This window comes from Streptomyces sp. NPDC056169 (genome assembly GCF_042268445.1).
Taxonomy (GTDB): domain Bacteria; phylum Actinomycetota; class Actinomycetes; order Streptomycetales; family Streptomycetaceae; genus Streptomyces.
In genome coordinates, this window is the sequence record NZ_JBHJUO010000007.1 from 366,819 (window position 1) to 384,080 (window position 17,262).

The 17,262-nt window shown below is 69.4% G+C and carries 14 protein-coding genes; 10 read left to right on the forward strand and 4 right to left on the reverse strand.

From position 1 onward, the window contains the following. The first annotated feature begins 27 nt into the window (after positions 1–27). Positions 28–903: a transglutaminase domain-containing protein gene (locus tag ACFC0G_RS14200; RefSeq protein WP_376402325.1), complete on the forward strand. Its 876-nt coding sequence runs from the start codon at positions 28–30 to the stop codon at positions 901–903. Here ACFC0G_RS14200 and ACFC0G_RS14205 read toward each other — a convergent pair. From ACFC0G_RS14205 to ACFC0G_RS14220, 4 genes are read right to left on the reverse strand one after another with little or no spacing between them, the layout of a single operon-like run. Then, positions 884–1,654, reverse strand: a complete 771-nt coding sequence (locus ACFC0G_RS14205) for a succinate dehydrogenase/fumarate reductase iron-sulfur subunit (protein WP_376402328.1) — start codon at positions 1,652–1,654, stop codon at positions 884–886. The genes ACFC0G_RS14200 and ACFC0G_RS14205 overlap by 20 nt on opposite strands. Next, positions 1,651–3,546, reverse strand: a complete 1,896-nt coding sequence (locus tag ACFC0G_RS14210) for a fumarate reductase/succinate dehydrogenase flavoprotein subunit (protein ID WP_376402331.1) — start codon at positions 3,544–3,546, stop codon at positions 1,651–1,653. Before ACFC0G_RS14210 ends, ACFC0G_RS14205 begins: the two co-directional genes overlap by 4 nt. Positions 3,547–3,563: 17 nt before the next feature. Then, a complete protein-coding gene (locus tag ACFC0G_RS14215) occupies positions 3,564–4,385 on the reverse strand; it encodes a hypothetical protein (protein WP_376402334.1) in 822 nt (273 codons plus the stop codon). A gap of 32 nt (positions 4,386–4,417) precedes the next feature. After that, positions 4,418–4,645, reverse strand: a complete 228-nt coding sequence (locus tag ACFC0G_RS14220; protein ID WP_376402336.1) for a hypothetical protein — start codon at positions 4,643–4,645, stop codon at positions 4,418–4,420. A gap of 248 nt (positions 4,646–4,893) precedes the next feature. Between ACFC0G_RS14220 and ACFC0G_RS14225 the strand changes: the two genes are divergently transcribed. The 9 genes from ACFC0G_RS14225 (at position 4,894) to ACFC0G_RS14265 (ending at position 17,171) form a co-directional block, all read left to right on the forward strand. After that, positions 4,894–7,338 carry an ABC transporter family substrate-binding protein gene (locus ACFC0G_RS14225; protein WP_376402339.1) on the forward strand — a complete coding sequence of 815 codons (2,445 nt, stop codon included), beginning with the start codon at positions 4,894–4,896 and terminating at the stop codon, positions 7,336–7,338. 360 nt (positions 7,339–7,698) lie between these two features. Further along, positions 7,699–9,600 carry a translational GTPase TypA gene (gene typA / locus ACFC0G_RS14230; RefSeq protein WP_187622338.1) on the forward strand — a complete coding sequence of 634 codons (1,902 nt, stop codon included), beginning with the start codon at positions 7,699–7,701 and terminating at the stop codon, positions 9,598–9,600. A 479-nt stretch (positions 9,601–10,079) separates the two neighbouring features. Beyond that, complete coding sequence (locus ACFC0G_RS14235; RefSeq protein ID WP_376402342.1) at positions 10,080–11,720, forward strand: ABC transporter substrate-binding protein; 1,641 nt, start codon at positions 10,080–10,082, stop codon at positions 11,718–11,720. Between the two features lie 174 nt (positions 11,721–11,894). Beyond that, on the forward strand, positions 11,895–12,827 hold the full coding sequence (locus ACFC0G_RS14240) for an ABC transporter permease (RefSeq protein WP_376402396.1): 933 nt from the start codon (positions 11,895–11,897) through the stop codon (positions 12,825–12,827). Then, positions 12,820–13,773: an ABC transporter permease gene (locus ACFC0G_RS14245; protein ID WP_376402344.1), complete on the forward strand. Its 954-nt coding sequence runs from the start codon at positions 12,820–12,822 to the stop codon at positions 13,771–13,773. Before ACFC0G_RS14240 ends, ACFC0G_RS14245 begins: the two co-directional genes overlap by 8 nt. A 14-nt stretch (positions 13,774–13,787) precedes the next feature. After that, on the forward strand, positions 13,788–14,846 hold the full coding sequence (locus tag ACFC0G_RS14250; RefSeq protein WP_376402347.1) for an ABC transporter ATP-binding protein: 1,059 nt from the start codon (positions 13,788–13,790) through the stop codon (positions 14,844–14,846). Further along, positions 14,839–15,927, forward strand: a complete 1,089-nt coding sequence (locus ACFC0G_RS14255; RefSeq protein ID WP_376402350.1) for an ABC transporter ATP-binding protein — start codon at positions 14,839–14,841, stop codon at positions 15,925–15,927. The genes ACFC0G_RS14250 and ACFC0G_RS14255 overlap by 8 nt, the downstream gene beginning before the upstream one ends. 318 nt (positions 15,928–16,245) lie before the next feature. Next, positions 16,246–16,677: a DUF2690 domain-containing protein gene (locus tag ACFC0G_RS14260; RefSeq protein WP_376402353.1), complete on the forward strand. Its 432-nt coding sequence runs from the start codon at positions 16,246–16,248 to the stop codon at positions 16,675–16,677. An 80-nt stretch (positions 16,678–16,757) separates the two neighbouring features. Then, complete coding sequence (locus ACFC0G_RS14265) at positions 16,758–17,171, forward strand: DUF2690 domain-containing protein (protein ID WP_376402355.1); 414 nt, start codon at positions 16,758–16,760, stop codon at positions 17,169–17,171. Positions 17,172–17,262: the final 91 nt, after the last annotated feature.

Below are 17,262 nucleotides of genomic sequence, written 5' to 3' on the forward strand. Positions count from 1 at the left end.
AGCCGCCGTACCGAGGGGGAGTACGCCATGACCAGTCGTCTGCTGATGCCCGTCAGGACCGCGAACGGGACCGCGAACGGGACCGCGAACGGGACCGCGAACGGGACCGCGAACGGGACCGCGAACGGGACCGCGGACCGGACCGCCGGCCGGGGCGCGGGCCCCGGGCTCTCGCCGGAGCCCGCCGGGTCCACCCGCCCCACGCCGATCCTGGACCTGGAGCACCCGCGGGTCGTCGCGTTCGTGGCGAGGGTCCTGCGGGAGGCGGACGAGCGGGGCGCGGCGACGGCGCGCGACCGGCTCCGGACGGCCCACGGGATCATCGTCCCGACCGTCCGCCCGGTGTACTCGGTGGAGGACCGGCGCCGTGTGTCCCGGACGCTGCGCCTCGGCCGCGGGTCGTGCAGCCAGCGCATGGCGGTCCTGGAGGCGGTGGCCCGCTCGCTCGGCGTGCCGACCCGCGTGCGGGGCCTGCTGGTCGACGGCACCTTCTGGTACCCGCGCTTCCCGAGGCTGCGTCCCTTCGTGCCCGAGGAAGTCCTGCTGGCCTGGCCGGAGTTCCTGCTCGACGGCGCGTGGGTGCCGGTGGCGGAGCTCTTCGGGGCCCAGGACACGCGTACGGCGGACGGCTTCACCAACTCCGGCCCGGAGACGCTCTTCGAGGCCGTGGCCCGGACCTCGGTGGACTGGGACGCGCCGGCCGCGTGCGCGGGCTCCACCGCCCCCTGCGACCTCTCCGCCCACCTCCGTACGGACCTCGGCCGCTTCGACTCGCGCGACGCGCTGTTCGCGCGGCACGGCCAGACGCTGTGCCGCCCCGCCCGCGCCCTCGCCGAGCCCGTCCTCGGCCGGTGGAGCGCGGGGGCGGCACCCCTGTCGTCCGCTACCCCTTCCGCCGCCTGATCGTGTTGCCGAGCCACACCAGCGGGTCGTACTTGCGGTCCACGACCCGCTCCTTCAGCGGGATCAGCGCGTTGTCGGTGATCCGGATGGACTCCGGGCACACCTCCGTGCAGCACTTGGTGATGTTGCAGTAGCCGAGCCCGTGCTCCTCCTGCGCGCTCCGCCGCCGGTCGATCCCGGCCTCCTCGGCCGCGTCCAGCGGGTGCATGTCGAGCTCCGCGACCCGCATGAGGAAGCGGGGCCCGGCGAAGGCCTGCTTGTTCTCCTCGTGGTCGCGGACCACATGACAGGTGTCCTGGCACAGGAAGCACTCGATGCACTTCCTGAACTCCTGCGAGCGGTCCACGTCCTCCTGCCGCATCCGGTACTCGCCGGGGCCGAGCCCGGCGGGCGGGACGAAGGCCGGGATCTCCCGGGCCTTCGCGTAGTTGAAGGAGACGTCCGTGACCAGGTCGCGGACGATCGGGAAGGCGCGCATCGGGGTCACGGTGATCACCTCGTCCCGCGCGAAGACCGACATCCGGGTCATGCAGAGCAGCCGGGGCCGTCCGTTGATCTCCGCCGAGCACGAACCGCACTTGCCCGCCTTGCAGTTCCAGCGCACCGCGAGGTCCGGCGCCTGGGTGGCCTGGAGGCGGTGGACGACGTCGAGGACGACCTCCCCGTCGTGCACCTCGACCGTGTAGTCGGTCAGCTCGCCGCCGTCCGTGTCGCCCCGCCACACCCGGAACCGCGCGTCGTACCCACTCATGACCCCAGCTCCCCTTCCAGTTCGCCGTCGGCGAGGTACTTGGCCAGCTCCTCCTGCGCGAAGAGGGCGAGCAGGTCCGGACGGATGGGCTCGGTACGGACCCGTTCGAGCCCGATGCCGTCGCCCTCGGCACGGCACAGCAGGTTCACCGGGCGCCAGTCCCGCACCATCGCGGGGTGGTCCTCACGGGTGTGACCGCCCCGGGACTCGGTGCGCTCCAGGGCCGCCCGGGCCACGCACTCGCCGACGAGGAGCATGTTCCGCAGGTCGAGGGCGAGGTGCCAGCCCGGGTTGAACTGCCGGTGCCCCTCGACGGTGATCCGGCGGGCCCGCTCCCGCAGGGCGGCGATCCGCTCCAGGGCCTCGGCCATCTCGCCCTCCCGCCGGATGATCCCGACGAGGTCGTTCATCGTCTGCTGGAGTTCCTGGTGGAGCGTGTACGGATTCTCCGTGGGCCCCGGGGCGGCGCCGCCGAACGGGGTCAGTGCCTCCACGGCCGCCGCGTCGACCTCGGACGGTACGACTCCGCCGCCCGCCCCGGACATCGCGTACTGCGCCGCGTAGAGCCCGGCGCGCCGGCCGAAGACGAGCAGGTCGGAGAGGGAGTTGCCGCCGAGCCGGTTGGAGCCGTGCATGCCGCCCGCGACCTCGCCGGCCGCGAAGAGCCCCGGCACGCCGACCGTCGCCGCCGTCTCGGAGTCGACGGCCACGCCGCCCATCACGTAGTGGCAGGTCGGCCCGACCTCCATGGCCTCCGCCGTGATGTCGACGTCGGCCAGCTCCTTGAACTGGTGGTACATCGAGGGGAGCCGCCGCCGGATCACCTCCGCCGGCATCCGCGTCGACACGTCGAGGAACACCCCGCCGTGCGGGGAGCCGCGCCCCTCCTTCACCTCGGAGTTGATGGCCCGCGCCACCTCGTCGCGCGGCAGCAGCTCGGGCGGGCGCCGGTTGTGGTCGGGGTCCTCGTACCAGCGGTCGCCCTCCTCCTCCGTCTGCGCGTACTTCTCCTTGAAGACGTCGGGGACGTAGTCGAACATGAACCGCTTGCCCTCGGAGTTCCGCAGCACCCCGCCGTCGCCGCGTACGGACTCGGTGACGAGGATGCCCTTCACCGAGGGCGGCCAGACCATCCCGGTCGGATGGAACTGCACGAACTCCATGTTCACGAGCGGTGCGCCCGCGAGCAGGGCCAGGGCGTGCCCGTCGCCCGTGTACTCCCACGAGTTCGAGGTGACCTTGAAGGACTTGCCGATGCCGCCGGTCGCGAGGACGACCGAGGGCGCCTCCAGGACGAGGAAGCGCCCGCTCTCCCGCTCGTAGCAGAAGACGCCGGCGACCTGCCCGTTCGCGCCCTTGAGGATCCGCGTGACGGTGAACTCCTGGAAGACCTTCAGCCGCGCCTCGTGGTCGCCGGTCTCGCGGTGGTCCTCCTGCTGGAGGCCGACGATCCGCTGCTGGAGGGTCCGGATGAGTTCGAGGCCGGTCCGGTCGCCGACGTGCGCGAGCCGCGGGTACTCGTGCCCGCCGAAGTTGCGCTGCGAGATCCGGCCGTCCGGGGTCCGGTCGAAGAGGGCGCCCCAGGTCTCCAGCTCCCAGACCCGCTCGGGGGCCTCCTGGGCGTGCAGCTCGGCCATCCGCCACTGGTTGAGGAACTTCCCGCCGCGCATGGTGTCGCGGAAGTGCGTCTGCCAGTCGTCGTGCTCGTTGGCGTTGGCCATGGAGGCGGCGATGCCGCCCTCGGCCATGACGGTGTGGGCCTTGCCGAAGAGGGACTTGCAGATCACGGCGGTACGGGCGCCCGCCCGGCGCGCCTCGATCGCGGCCCGCAGCCCGGCCCCGCCGGCCCCCACCACGACCACGTCCCACTGCTGTCGTTCCACCACTGCCATCTCAGAAGAACCTCACGTCAGAAGAACCTCGGGTCGTCGAAGGCGCCGGTCGCGAGCAGGTACACGTACAGATCGCACACGGCGACGCTGATCAGCGAGGCCCACGCGAGCTGCATGTGCCGTCGGTTCAGCCGCCCGGTCCAGGTCCACAGCCGGTAGCGGACGGGGTGCTTCGAGAAGTGCCGCAGCCGCCCGCCGACGATGTGCCGGCAGGAGTGGCAGGACAGGGTGTACGCCCAGATGAGGACGATGTTCACGAGGAAGACCAGCGTCCCGAGCCCCGCGTGCCCCCAGGCGTACGAGGAGTCGCGGAAGGTCAGCGCGGTGTCGTACGTGAGGATTCCGGCGACCGGCACCGCCGCGTAGAAGAAGTACCGGTGGATGTTCTGCAGGATCAGCGGGAAGCGCGTCTCGCCCGTGTACGTACGGTGGGGCTCGGCGACCGCGCAGGCCGGGGGCGACGCCCAGAAGCCCCGGTAGTACGCCTTGCGGTAGTAGTAGCAGGTCAGCCGGAAGCCGAGCGGGAAGATCAGGATGAGCAGGGCGGAGGAGAGCCCCCACCAGCTGCCGAAGATCTCCCAGTTCGGCCCGCCCTTCATGGGGACGCAGTTCGACGCCAGACAGGGCGAGTAGAACGGCGAGACGTAGGGGGCCGCGTAGTAGTCGGCGGCGGCGAAGGCCCGCCAGGTCGAGTACGCGACGAAGGCGAGCAGTCCGGCCGCGGTGGCGGCGGGGGAGAGCCACCAGCGGTCGGTGCGCAGATGGCGGGCGGCGATGGCGGCGCGCCCCGGGGAGCGCACCCCCGTCGCGGAGCCGGGCGGTTCCGTACCTGTGGCCAACAGGCCCTCCTACGGTCGGTTGCCGGTACGTCCTACGGCGCGTGGCGGTCGCTCGCTCCCAGCCCCTCGTCGTCCACGTCCTTCCACAGCCCGCTGTCGTACGGGGCGTCGGGGATGGTCACGAGGCTCTCGGCGCGGCCGGCGGACGGCGTCGGGGGAGTGCCCCGCTCCGCGGCGATGCCGCGCTCCAGCTGGCCGACCGTGCGGACCAGGTCTTCGAGGCAGCGCTTGACGGCCGCCAGATCGTCCTGAACGGACATGGGTTGCCCTCACTTCCGCGAGCGGCTTCCGCAGGAGTGTCGCGCGTCACATCGCGCTTGGGAAGCCATGTGCACCGGATTCCACTCGTCCGGAGCGCACCGGCCCCGGGGTGTTGGGCCGCACGAGTGGGGTTTTCCGGACGTGCCGCCGTGTCGCCGTGGCCGGATCCGATCCGTCCTTTTCAGTGTATGAGCAATAGGTCTGATCATCTCCAAATGGCATAAATCTGGACGAAGGGGTACAAGTCATGTCCCAGTTCGGCGCCCCTCGCGGGAGGACATGCTCCAGGAGCCCCCGCTCCCGCACGCTCCGCTCCGTCGCCACCCTCACCAGTGCGGTCCTCGCCGTCACCGTGCTCGCCGGCTGCAGCTCCGGCGACGACGCCGACGAGGCCCAGGCCGCAGCGCAGGACAACGCCCCCGCCAAGCGCGACGCGGTCGCCGACGGCGGCACCCTGCGCTGGGCCGTCGACGCGCTGCCCACCACCCTCAACAGCTTCCAGGCCGACGCCGACGGCACCACCGCCCGCATCGCCGGAGCCGTGCTCCCCTCCCTCTACACGCTCGACGGGCGGGGTCGGCCGCAGCTGAACCCGGACTACCTGGAGTCCGCGCGGGTCGTCGAGACCGAGCCCAAGCAGGTCGTCCTCTACAAGCTCAACCAGCAGGCGGTGTGGAGCGACGGCCGCGAGCTCGGGGCCCCCGACTTCGTCGCCCAGTGGCGGGCGCTGAGCGGCCGCGACACCGCGTACTGGACCGCCCGCAACTCCGGCTACGAGCGGATCGAGAAGATCGAGCGGGGCAAGAACGACCTGGAGGTGCGGGTCACCTTCTCCAAGCCCTACGCCGACTGGCAGTCCCTCTTCACCCCGCTCTACCCGAAGCAGGTCATGGGGTCCCCGGCCGCCTTCAACGACGGGGCGCGCACCACCCTCAAGGCCACTGCAGGACCGTTCCTGCTGAAGTCGATCGACCGCGGGAGCGGCGACGTCACCCTGGCCCGCAACCCCCGCTGGTGGGGGCAGTCCGCCAAGCTCGACAGCCTCGTCCTCAAGGCCGTCCCCCGCGCCGACCGGGCCGCCGCCCTCGCCGCGGGCAAGCTCGACCTGGCCGAGATCGACCGCTCCACGGCCGAGCGGATCGCCCTCGCGCTCCGGGACGCCCGCGCCGGCCGGAACGGCGCCCAGGCGGCCCTCGCCCACGGCCCCGGCTCGGCGATCACGCCCTCCAAGGCCCTGAAGTCCTGGGCCCTCGCGTACGGCTCCGACGAGGAGAAGGCGGAGGAGGTCCAGGCCGCCCGCCAGAAGAACCAGCAGGCCATCGCCCGGTACGCGAGCGAGCAGAACACCCTCGCCGGCTTCGTCGTCCGCAAGTCCCTGGAGCCCTCCTACACCCAGCTCTCGCTGAACGGCGAGTCCGGCGCGCTCGCCGACGAGCGGGTACGACGGGCGGTGGCCCGCGCGATCAACCGCCAGGAACTGGCCGAATCCGTACTCAAGCCGCTCGGCCTCCCGGCGACGCCCCCCGGGAGCCACCTGGCCCTCGCCGGGCAGGCGGCGTACGCGGACAGCAGCGACGCGCTCGGCGACCAGGACACCAAGGAGGCGAGGGCACTCCTCGCCGACGCGGGCTGGGTCCCGGGCGGGGCGGTCCGGAAGCCGGCCGGCACGAAGGACGGCGCCGAGGCCGGCAGCGAGGCCGAGAAGGCGGAGAAGGCCAAGAAGGAGAAGACGGAGCAGGAGAAGAAGGCGGAGCAGGAGAAGAAGGGGACCAAGCCCGGCGAGAAGGCCGACGGCTCCTCCACCGACGCCAAGAAGAAGGCGAACGACACCGCCTCCGACGAGGGCCTCTACATCGTCGGCGACGACAAGCCCGGCGACCCCAGGGCCCTCCCCGCCCCCGTCATCGGTGCCGCCGGCCCCGAGAACGGCACCGGCATCCTCACCCCGGCCCCCGCCGCCGCGCGCCAGAGCGCCGCACTCCTCGCCCGGGCCGAGGCACTCGACACCGGCGCGGGCTCCGGCGCCCAGGCCGCCCACCCGGTCGCCAAGCCGGACCGGGGAGCGGCCGGGGCCTACGCCCCGCTCGGCACCGCCGCCCCCGTGACCGCGCCCCAGGCCACGCGGGCCCTCGGCAAGGACGGCAAGGAGCTCAGCCTCCGCTTCGTCCTGCCCTCCGGGCCCGGCTCCGAGGCGCTGCGCGCCGTCGGCGACCGGATCGTCCGGATGCTCGACGCGGTGGGGATCCGTACGCAGGTCACCAAGGTCTCCGACGACAGCTTCTTCAAGGACCACGTCGCCGCGGGCGACTACGACCTGGCCCTCTACTCCTGGCCCGCCTCCGCCTTCCCGGCGACCGACGCCCGGCCCATCTTCGCCAAGCCCGAGCCCGCCTCGGACGGCTCGCTCCTGGTCGAGCAGAACTACTCGCGGGTCGGCACCGACCGCATCGACCAGCTCTTCGACCAGGCGGCCGGGACGCTCGACGAGGAGGAGTCCCGCGAACTCGTCCGCCAGGCGGACGCCCGGATCTGGGCCGCGGCCGGATCCATCCCCCTCTACCAGCGCCCGCAGCTCGTCGCGGCGAAGGCCGAGATCGTGAACGCGGGGGCCTGGGGCCTCGCCGCGCCCCGCTACCAGGACATCGGATTCAAGAAGCCCGAATCCTCCAAGGGAGCAGAGCGAAACCGCTGAAAGCTCCAAAGTCTCCGAAACCGCTGGTCACAACCTCAGAAGCAGCTCAAGTTCCTTGCCCGCCGGTGACCCCGGCGGGCAGGATCGCGTCGGCCGCTTGACCCGGCCAGTCCGCTGTCACACCGCAGTCGCACCACAGCACGTTCAGACGCGGTGCCCGGAGCGTCCCCAGCGCGGCCGGGCACACAACGAAGCCCCCTGAACACCCACCGAAACCCCCTAGTAGACCCTCTCGGATCCGGGCGGGGAAGCCCCTTGCGCGGCAGCCCCGTACCATAGGACATAGCCGTGGCGCGTCCGCCCGGCGGGCGTACGAGGAACTGACGCCAATCCCACGATCCGAGAGAAGCGCAAGCACCCATGCCCACGCGCCACGACATCCGTAACGTCGCCATCGTCGCCCACGTCGACCATGGAAAGACGACCATCGTCGACGCCATGCTCAAGCAGGCCGGTGCCTTCGCCGCCCACCAGCAGCTCGACGACCGCATGATGGACTCGAACGACCTGGAGCGTGAGAAGGGCATCACGATCCTCGCCAAGAACACGGCGGTGAAGTATCACCCCAAGGACGGCGGGGCCCCGATCACGATCAACATCATCGACACCCCGGGCCACGCCGACTTCGGTGGCGAGGTCGAGCGCGGTCTCTCGATGGTGGACGCGGTCGTCCTCCTCGTGGACGCCTCCGAGGGTCCGCTCCCGCAGACCCGCTTCGTGCTGCGCAAGGCCCTCCAGCAGCGCAAGCCCGTCATCCTCTGCATCAACAAGACGGACCGCCCGGACTCCCGGATCGACGAGGTCGTCAACGAGACCTACGACCTGTTCCTCGACCTGGACGCGGACGAGGACCAGATCGAGTTCCCGATCGTCTACGCCTGCGGCCGTGACGGCATCGCCTCGCTGACCAAGCCGGAGAACGGCACGGTCCCCGCGGACAGCGACAGCCTGGAGCCGTTCTTCTCCGCCATCCTGGAGCACGTCCCGGCCCCGGTGTACGACGAGGAGGCGCCCCTCCAGGCGCACGTCACCAACCTGGACGCCGACAACTTCCTCGGCCGCATCGCGCTGCTCCGCGTCGAGCAGGGCGAGCTCCGCAAGGGCCAGACGGTCGCGTGGATCAAGCGTGACGGCACGATCTCCAACGTCCGCATCACCGAGCTGATGATGACCGAGGCGCTCACCCGCAAGCCCGCCGAGGTCGCCGGCCCCGGTGACATCTGCGCCGTCGCCGGTATCCCCGACATCATGATCGGCGAGACCTTGGCCGACCCGGAGAACCCGATCGCGCTGCCGCTGATCACGGTCGACCAGCCGGCCATCTCCATGACCATCGGCACCAACACCTCGCCGCTCGTCGGCCGCGGTGGCACGGGCAAGGGCGCGGAGGCCAAGTCCGCGGTCAAGCAGCGCAAGGTCACCGCCCGCCAGGTCAAGGACCGTCTGGACCGCGAGCTCATCGGTAACGTCTCGCTCCGCGTGCTCGACACCGAGCGCCCGGACGCCTGGGAGGTCCAGGGCCGTGGTGAGCTCGCGCTCGCCATCCTGGTCGAGCAGATGCGCCGCGAGGGCTTCGAGCTCACCATCGGCAAGCCGCAGGTCGTCACCAAGCAGGTCGACGGCAAGACGCACGAGCCCGTCGAGCGCCTCACGGTCGACGTCCCCGAGGAGCACATGGGCGCCGTCACGCAGCTCATGGGTGTCCGCAAGGGCCGCATGGACAACATGTCGAACCACGGCTCCGGCTGGGTCCGCATGGAGTTCGTCGTTCCGTCCCGTGGCCTCATCGGCTTCCGTACGGAGTTCCTCACCAACACCCGTGGCACGGGCATCGCCCACTCGATCCACGAGGGCCACGAGCCGTGGTTCGGCACGCTGACGACCCGTAACAACGGTTCGCTGGTCGCCGACCGCGCCGGCGCCGTCACCGCCTTCGCGATGACGAACCTCCAGGAGCGCGGCGTCCTGTTCACCGACCCCGGCACCGAGGTGTACGAGGGCATGATCGTCGGCGAGAACTCGCGCTCCGACGACATGGACGTGAACATCACCAAGGAGAAGAAGCTCACCAACATGCGCTCCGCCTCCGCCGACTCCTTCGAGGCGATCGTCCCGCCGCGGAAGCTCTCCCTGGAGCAGTCCCTGGAGTTCTGCCGCGACGACGAGTGTGTCGAGGTCACCCCGGAGGCCGTGCGTATCCGCAAGGTCATCCTGGACCAGAACGCGCGTGGTCGTGCGTCTTCCCGCGCCAAGAACGGCTGAGTAAGGTCGCATACGGCCGAGCGCGGCGGGGTAGGTCATCGACCTGTGATCTTCGCCGCTCTCGACTGACATAGCGTCAGCACCAGAGCCCGGGCCCCCACAGATATCTGTGGGGGCCCGGGCTTTTCGTCAAGTTCAGTCAACTCCATTTCGACGGCCAGGTGTCCGGATATCGGCCATCGCTCTCCGGTACGTGTGTTAACGGTCCGTTTCGGGGGTGTCTGTCTGTGCTCAGTTTGTCCGGATTTCGGTATCTGGGGCCTTGGTGATGTTGTCAAAACGAGACCACTTAAGTGTGGTTTACAGCCCGGGCGTACTTAATAGTTGGCTCCATTGAGCTCGGGTCAATGGGTCACGCACTGTGGGGAGTGCCGACTCACGAGCACACTCGGGGCACTTGAGTGCTAGCCGTCAGGGGTGTCGGCAAAACTCGGAGTGCCCCTCTTGTAGTGACAAAGTGGACTCATGAGGAGGAACCCATGCGCGGTGCCAAGAGCGCCAAGTGGGTAACGGGCGCGATCATCGTCGCCCTTGCTGCGACCGCCTGTGGCGGGGGTAAGAGCGACGGCGGCAGCGACGCCAAGGGCGCTGTTGACCCGAACGGAATTTTCTCCATCGAGCTGGGCGAGCCTGAGAAGCCCCTGCTCACCGGTGACACGATGGAGTCCAACGGCTCCGCGGTCATGGCCGGCCTGTTCTCGACCCTGGTCGACTACAAGGCCGACGGCTCGCTGGAGATGATCAACGCCGAATCGGTCACCACGACCGACTCGAAGACGTGGACCGTCAAGCTCAAGCCGGGCTGGACCTTCCACGACGGCACCCCGGTGACCTCCAAGTCCTACGTGGACGCGTGGAACTGGAACGCCAGCCTGAAGAACGCCCAGGGCCTCGCGTCCTGGTTCGGGGACATCAAGGGCTACGACAAGGTCCACCCGGACGCCGAGGGTGCGAAGCAGACCGCCGACAAGCTCGAGGGTCTGAAGGTCGTCGACGAGACCACCTTCAAGATCGAGCTCTCGAAGGCCGTCCCGTACTTCGGTCACAAGCTCGCCTACATCGTCTTCGCGCCGATGGCCGAGTCCTTCTACAAGGACCCGACCGCGGGCGGCCAGAAGCCGGTCGGCAACGGTCCCTACAAGTTCAAGAGCTGGGACCACAAGAAGAAGATCGAGATCACGCGGTTCGACGGCTACAAGGGCCCGAACAAGGCGAAGAACGGCGGTGTGGTCTTCAAGAACTACACCACCCTCGAGGCCGCGTACGAGGACCTGAAGTCGGGCAACGTCGACGTTCTGCGTCAGATCGCGCCGAAGGACCTCCCGGTCTACCGCCAGGACCTCGGCGACCGCGCCGTGGACCAGCCGTACTCCGCGATCCAGACCATCGCCATCGCCTTCTACGCGGACCAGTGGAAGAAGCCGAAGGCGATCGACCCCAAGGTCATCCAGGGTCTGTCGATGGCGATCGACCGTGCCACCATCACCAAGACGGTGCTGCAGGGTACGCGTGAGCCCGCGACCGGCTGGGTCGCCAAGGGTGTCCTGGGCTTCCAGGAGGACGGTGGCGCCGGCGTCACCAAGTTCGACCCGGCGAAGGCCAAGGAGCTCATCACGGCCGGCGGCGGCGTCCCCGGCAACAAGATCTCCATCCAGTTCAACGCCGACGGTGGCCACAAGGAGTGGGTGGACGCTGTCTGCAACTCCATCACCCAGGCCACCAGCGTCCAGTGCGTCGGCGACGGCAAGCCGGACTTCCAGGCCGACCTGACCGCTCGCAAGACCAAGCAGGTCAAGTCGATCTACCGCTCCGGCTGGGTGCTCGACTACCCGGTGAACGCCAACTTCATCTCCGACCTGTTCCGCACGGGTGCGGCGGGTAACCAGGGCGACTTCTCCAACAAGACGCTGGACGCGAAGATCGCCAAGGCCGACTCGGCCGCGACGCTCGACGAGTCCGTGAAGCAGTTCCAGGCCATCGAGAAGGACCTGGTCAACTACATGCCGTCGATCCCGCTCTGGTACTACAAGGTCAACGCGGGCTACTCCGAGAAGGTTTCGGGCGTGGCTTACGGTCAGGACGGCGACCCGATCCTGACCGGCGTCGAGGTCAAGAAGTAATCACCCAAGCGTAGTCCGCACGCCGTCACGGGACTGACGGATCGTCAGTCCCGTCTCGGTGCCTTACGCAGTGGCTGGGGGGCCCTTCCACGACATAGCCGTGCCCGATCGAGGGCATAGCTGTGCCATGGGAGGGCCCGTCGGTTGCCGCTGTCACATCTCAACGGAGGCATGATGGGGCGTTATGTCGCACGACGACTGCTCCAGATGATCCCGGTTTTCCTCGGGACGACCCTGCTGATCTTCCTCATGGTGCACAGCCTGCCCGGTGACCCCGTGCTGGCGATGTTCGGCGACAAGGGCGCCGACCCGGCGACTCTCGCCGCGAAGCGCCATGAGCTCGGTCTCGACAAGCCGGAATGGCAGCAGTACCTGTTCTATATGCGGGACATGATCCTGCACCTGGACTTCGGCACCCAGATCCGCAACGGTCTGCCGGTCACCGAGGTGCTGGGCGACGCGTTCCCCATCACGCTCCAGCTGGCCGCCCTGGCGTTCGCCATCGAGCTGATCTTCGGCATCGGCCTGGGCATCATCGGTGGCCTGCGCGCCGGCCGCTTCGCGGACAACCTGATCCTGATCTTCACCCTGCTGATCATCTCGATCCCGGTGTTCGTCCTCGGCTACATCATCAAGATGGTCTTCGCCTTCAACCTGGGCTGGATCGACCCGAACGTGAGCACCGAGCCGCAGCTGAGCGAGATGCTCGCTCCCGCCATCGTCCTCGGCGGTCTCTCCCTTGCCTATGTGGCGCGGCTCACCCGCACCTCCATGGCGGAGAACCTGCGCGCCGACTACATGCGTACGGCCGTCGCCAAGGGCCTGCCGCGGCGCCGGGTCATCGGCGTCCACCTGATGCGCAACTCGATGATCCCCGTGGTCACCTTCCTCGGCACCGACATCGGCGCCCTCATGGGCGGCGCGGTCGTCACCGAGGCGATCTTCAACATCAAGGGAATCGGTGGCGTCATCGCCGAATCGATCTCCCGTCGCGAAGGCTCCACCCTGGTCGGCCTGGTCACCATCCTGGTGATCGTCTACCTCGTCACCAGCCTGCTCATCGACCTGCTGTACGCGGTCCTGGACCCGAGGATCCGGTATGCCTGACGTGACCAAGACCGCCACCGCAGTCGAGGACGCCGTCGCCACCCCCTCGGTGGACGCGTCCGTCCCGGCGGCAAAGCAGGAGAAGGCCCGCAGCCTCTGGGGCGACGCCTGGGCCGACCTCCGCCGCAACCCGTACTTCATCGTCTCGTCGGTGCTGATCGCGCTGCTGCTGCTGATCTCGGTGTGGCCGACCCTCTTCACCAGCGCGTCCCCGACCGCCGGTGACCTGGTCCACCACTTCCTGAGCAAGCCCGAACTGGGCAACATCGGCTCGCCGGAGTGGCTGGGCTACGACCAGCAGGGCCGCTCCGTCTACGCCCGACTGATCCACGGCACCCGCGCCTCGATCATCGTCGGCGTCTGCGTCACCGCGATCGTCACCGTCGTCGGCGGCATCATGGGCATGATCGCCGGTTACTTCGGCGGCATCGTCGACGCGATCCTCTCCCGGATCACCGACGTCTTCTTCGGCATCCCGTTCCTGCTCGGCGCCATGGTCGTCCTGCAGTCGTTCGTCGAGCGGACCGTCTGGGTCGTCGTCTTCGCCCTCGCGTTCCTCGGCTGGACCCAGATCACCCGCGTCATGCGCGGTGCCGTGATCACCGTCAAGCAGGCCGACTACGTCCACGCGGCGAAGGCCCTCGGCGCCGGCACGATCCGGATCCTCTTCCGGCACATCCTGCCGAACGCCATGGCTCCCGTGATCGTCGTCTCGACCATCGCGCTCGGCGGCTACATCTCGGCCGAGGCCACCCTGTCCTTCCTGGGTCTGGGCCTTGCCGCCCCGACCGTCTCGTGGGGTGTCGACATCTCCGCGGGTGTCGCCCAGATCCGAGTGGCCCCGCACGTCCTGCTCTGGCCCTCGATCATGCTGAGCCTCACCGTTCTGGCGTTCATCATGCTCGGCGAAGCCGTCCGCAACGCCCTCGACCCCAAGCTGCGCTGAGGAGGGCGTAAAAGATGAGCATCATCGACAAGACCGCGACCGTCCCGGCGCCGCGCGGCGGAGCCGACTACAACGGTCCCCTGCTCGAAGTCCGCGACCTGCACGTCGAGTTCCACACCCGTGACGGTGTGGCCAAGGCGGTCAACGGAGTCAACTACTCGGTGAACGCCGGCGAGACCCTCGCCGTCCTCGGCGAGTCCGGCTCCGGCAAGTCCGTCACCGCGCAGGCCATCATGGGCATCCTCGACATGCCGCCGGGCAAGATCCCGCAGGGCGAGATCCTGTTCCGCGGCGAGGACATGCTGAAGATGTCCGAGGAGGAGCGCCGCAAGGTCCGCGGCCGGAAGATCGCCATGATCTTCCAGGACGCGCTGTCCTCCCTCAACCCGGTCCTCACCGTCGGCTACCAGCTCGGCGAGATGTTCCGCGTGCACCACGGCATGTCCAAGAAGGACGCCAAGGTCAAGGCCATCGAGCTGATGGACAAGGTCAAGATCCCCGCCGCCAAGGCGCGGGTCTCCGACTACCCCCACCAGTTCTCCGGCGGTATGCGCCAGCGCATCATGATCGCCATGGCGCTCGCCCTGGAGCCGGACCTGATCATCGCCGACGAGCCCACCACGGCTCTCGACGTGACCGTCCAGGCCCAGGTCATGGACCTCCTCGCGGAGCTCCAGCAGGAATACAACATGGGCCTGATCCTGATCACCCACGACCTCGGCGTCGTCGCCGACGTCGCGGACAAGATCGCCGTGATGTACGCCGGCCGGATCGTCGAGCAGGCTCCGGTGCACGAGCTGTACGGGCGCCCCGCGCACCCGTACACCCGAGGCCTCCTGGACTCGATCCCGCGCCTGGACCAGAAGGGCCAGGAGCTCTACGCGATCAAGGGCCTGCCGCCCAACCTGCTCCGCGTGCCCACCGGCTGTGCCTTCAACCCGCGCTGCCCCAAGGCCGACGACATCTGCCGTACGGAGATCCCGGCCCTGGCGCCGGTCACCGAGCAGGACGGCGCGGATCTCCCGGGCCGTAAGAGCGCCTGCCACTTCTGGAAGGAGACGATCCATGGCTGACCTCAGCAAGAACGACGAGGCCGTGGCCGCCGCCGTCGAGGCCCCCGTGGGCCGCGGCGAGCCGATCCTCCAGGTGCGCAACCTGAAGAAGCACTTCCCGCTGACGCAGGGCATCCTCTTCAAGAAGCAGGTCGGCGCGGTCAAGGCCGTGGACGGGGTCTCCTTCGACCTCTTCCAGGGCGAGACCCTCGGCATCGTGGGCGAGTCCGGCTGTGGCAAGTCCACGGTCGCCAAGCTCCTGATGAACCTGGAGCGGGCCACCGCCGGCGAGGTCTTCTACAAGGGCCAGGACATCACCAAGCTGTCCGGGCGCGCGCTGAAGGCCGTCCGCCGCAACATCCAGATGGTGTTCCAGGACCCGTACACCTCGCTCAACCCGCGGATGACGGTCGGCGACATCATCGGCGAGCCGTACGACATCCACCCCGAGGTGGCCCCGAAGGGCGACCGGCGCCGCAAGGTGCAGGAGCTCCTCGACGTCGTCGGTCTGAACCCGGAGTACATCAACCGGTACCCGCACCAGTTCTCCGGCGGTCAGCGCCAGCGCATCGGCATCGCCCGCGGCCTCGCGCTCAACCCGGAGATCATCATCTGCGACGAGCCGGTCTCGGCCCTGGACGTCTCCGTCCAGGCGCAGGTCATCAACCTGATGGGGAAGCTCCAGGAAGAGTTCAACCTCTCCTACCTCTTCATCGCGCACGACCTGTCGATCGTCCGGCACATCTCGGACCGCGTCGGCGTCATGTACCTCGGCAAGATGGCCGAGATCGGTACGGACGAGCAGATCTACGAGCACCCGACGCACCCGTACACGCAGGCGCTGCTCTCCGCGGTGCCCGTGCCGGACCCGGAGGCCCGCGCGCACCGCGAGCGGATCATCCTCACCGGTGACGTCCCCTCGCCGGCCAACCCGCCGTCGGGCTGCAGCTTCCGCACCCGTTGCTGGAAGGCGCAGGAGAAGTGCTCGCAGGAGACCCCGATCCTCGCGGTCCCGCAGCGCTTCCAGGGCCAGGACACCCCGGCCGCCCACTTCTCGGCGTGCCACTTCGCCGAGGAGAAGCAGGTCGTCCCGGTGCACTGACGCACCGACGCGCCGTCCGGTCCGGTCCGTCCGGACACCGAGAGGCCCCCGCCACCCGCAAGGGTGGCGGGGGCCTCTCGCGTTGCCGGGGAGTCCCGTTCCCGTCCCGCGTCCCACGGCCCGTCCCGTGAGGCCGACGGGATGCCGGCCCCGTCCGGCGCCCCTGCCTCGACCGTCGCCGGCACACCGCCCCACCACGCCCGCCCCGGGACGGGTCCCAGGCGCCGGGACACCCGGGAAGGCCCCCAGGGACTGGCAGCGTGTGCGGCGGCGCAGCCCACCGCGCCGCCCGCCGCCACCTCAGGACAAGGGGTCTCCGTGAACGCACTCACCCGCAGGTTCGCCACCGTCGGTTCGGCTCTCGCGATGGCCGCGTCGAGCCTGCTGCTCGCCACGTCGCCGGCCTCGGCGGCGGAGTCCTGCTACGCGGCCCAGTGCGAGGGCAAGGACCCGGCCGCGACCGTCTGCCAGAGCGACGCGCGCACCGTGGGCACCACCGAATGGAACGTGGAGCTGCGCTACAGCCCCACCTGCCGGACGGCCTGGGCGCGTTACAGCGGCGGCGTGAGCTTCGCCCTCACGGTCACGGTGGAGCGCCGGAACGGCGACGGGTCCTACACGCCGTACTACTCGACGCCCTACCGCGGCAACGGGGCCTCCGTCTGGACACGGATGACCAACGACGCGGGCTACCTGTCGCGTGCCTGCGTCCGCTTCGACTCGGGCTTCAGCTGCACCGCCCCGTACTAGGGAGTGTCTTGTCGATCAAGCCGGGCTCGCGGCGCCTGATGCCCAAGACACCCCCTGGACCGCAGAAGGAGCACGTCACCGTGAACACGCTCACCCGCAAACTCGCGACCGCCGGTTCGGCGCTGGCTCTCGCCGCGTCGAGCCTGCTGCTCGCCTCGTCGCCGGCGTCCGCCGCGGCGTACTGCAACGGGCCCGACTGCACCGGCAAGGACCCGAGCACCACCGTCTGCCAGAGCGACGCCCGCACGGTCGCCAGATCGAGCTTCGGCACCGAGCTGCGCTACAGCCCCACCTGCCGCGCCGCCTGGGCGCGGCAGAGCGGCGACACCGCGATGACGATCTGGGTCGAGAGCAACACCGGCCTGGAGCAGTCCGCTTACCACTCCGGCAACGGCACCGTGTGGACCGCGATGATCGACGACAGGGGCATCATCGCCAGGGCCTGCGGTCACATCATGGGATTCGAGCAGTCGTCGTGCACGACCTGGTACTAGGGGGTGTCTTGTCGATCAGGCCGGGCTCGCGGCGTCCGGCACCGCGCCTCGCCGCGTTGTCGTCACTCGCCAACGCTCCGCGTTGACTCCC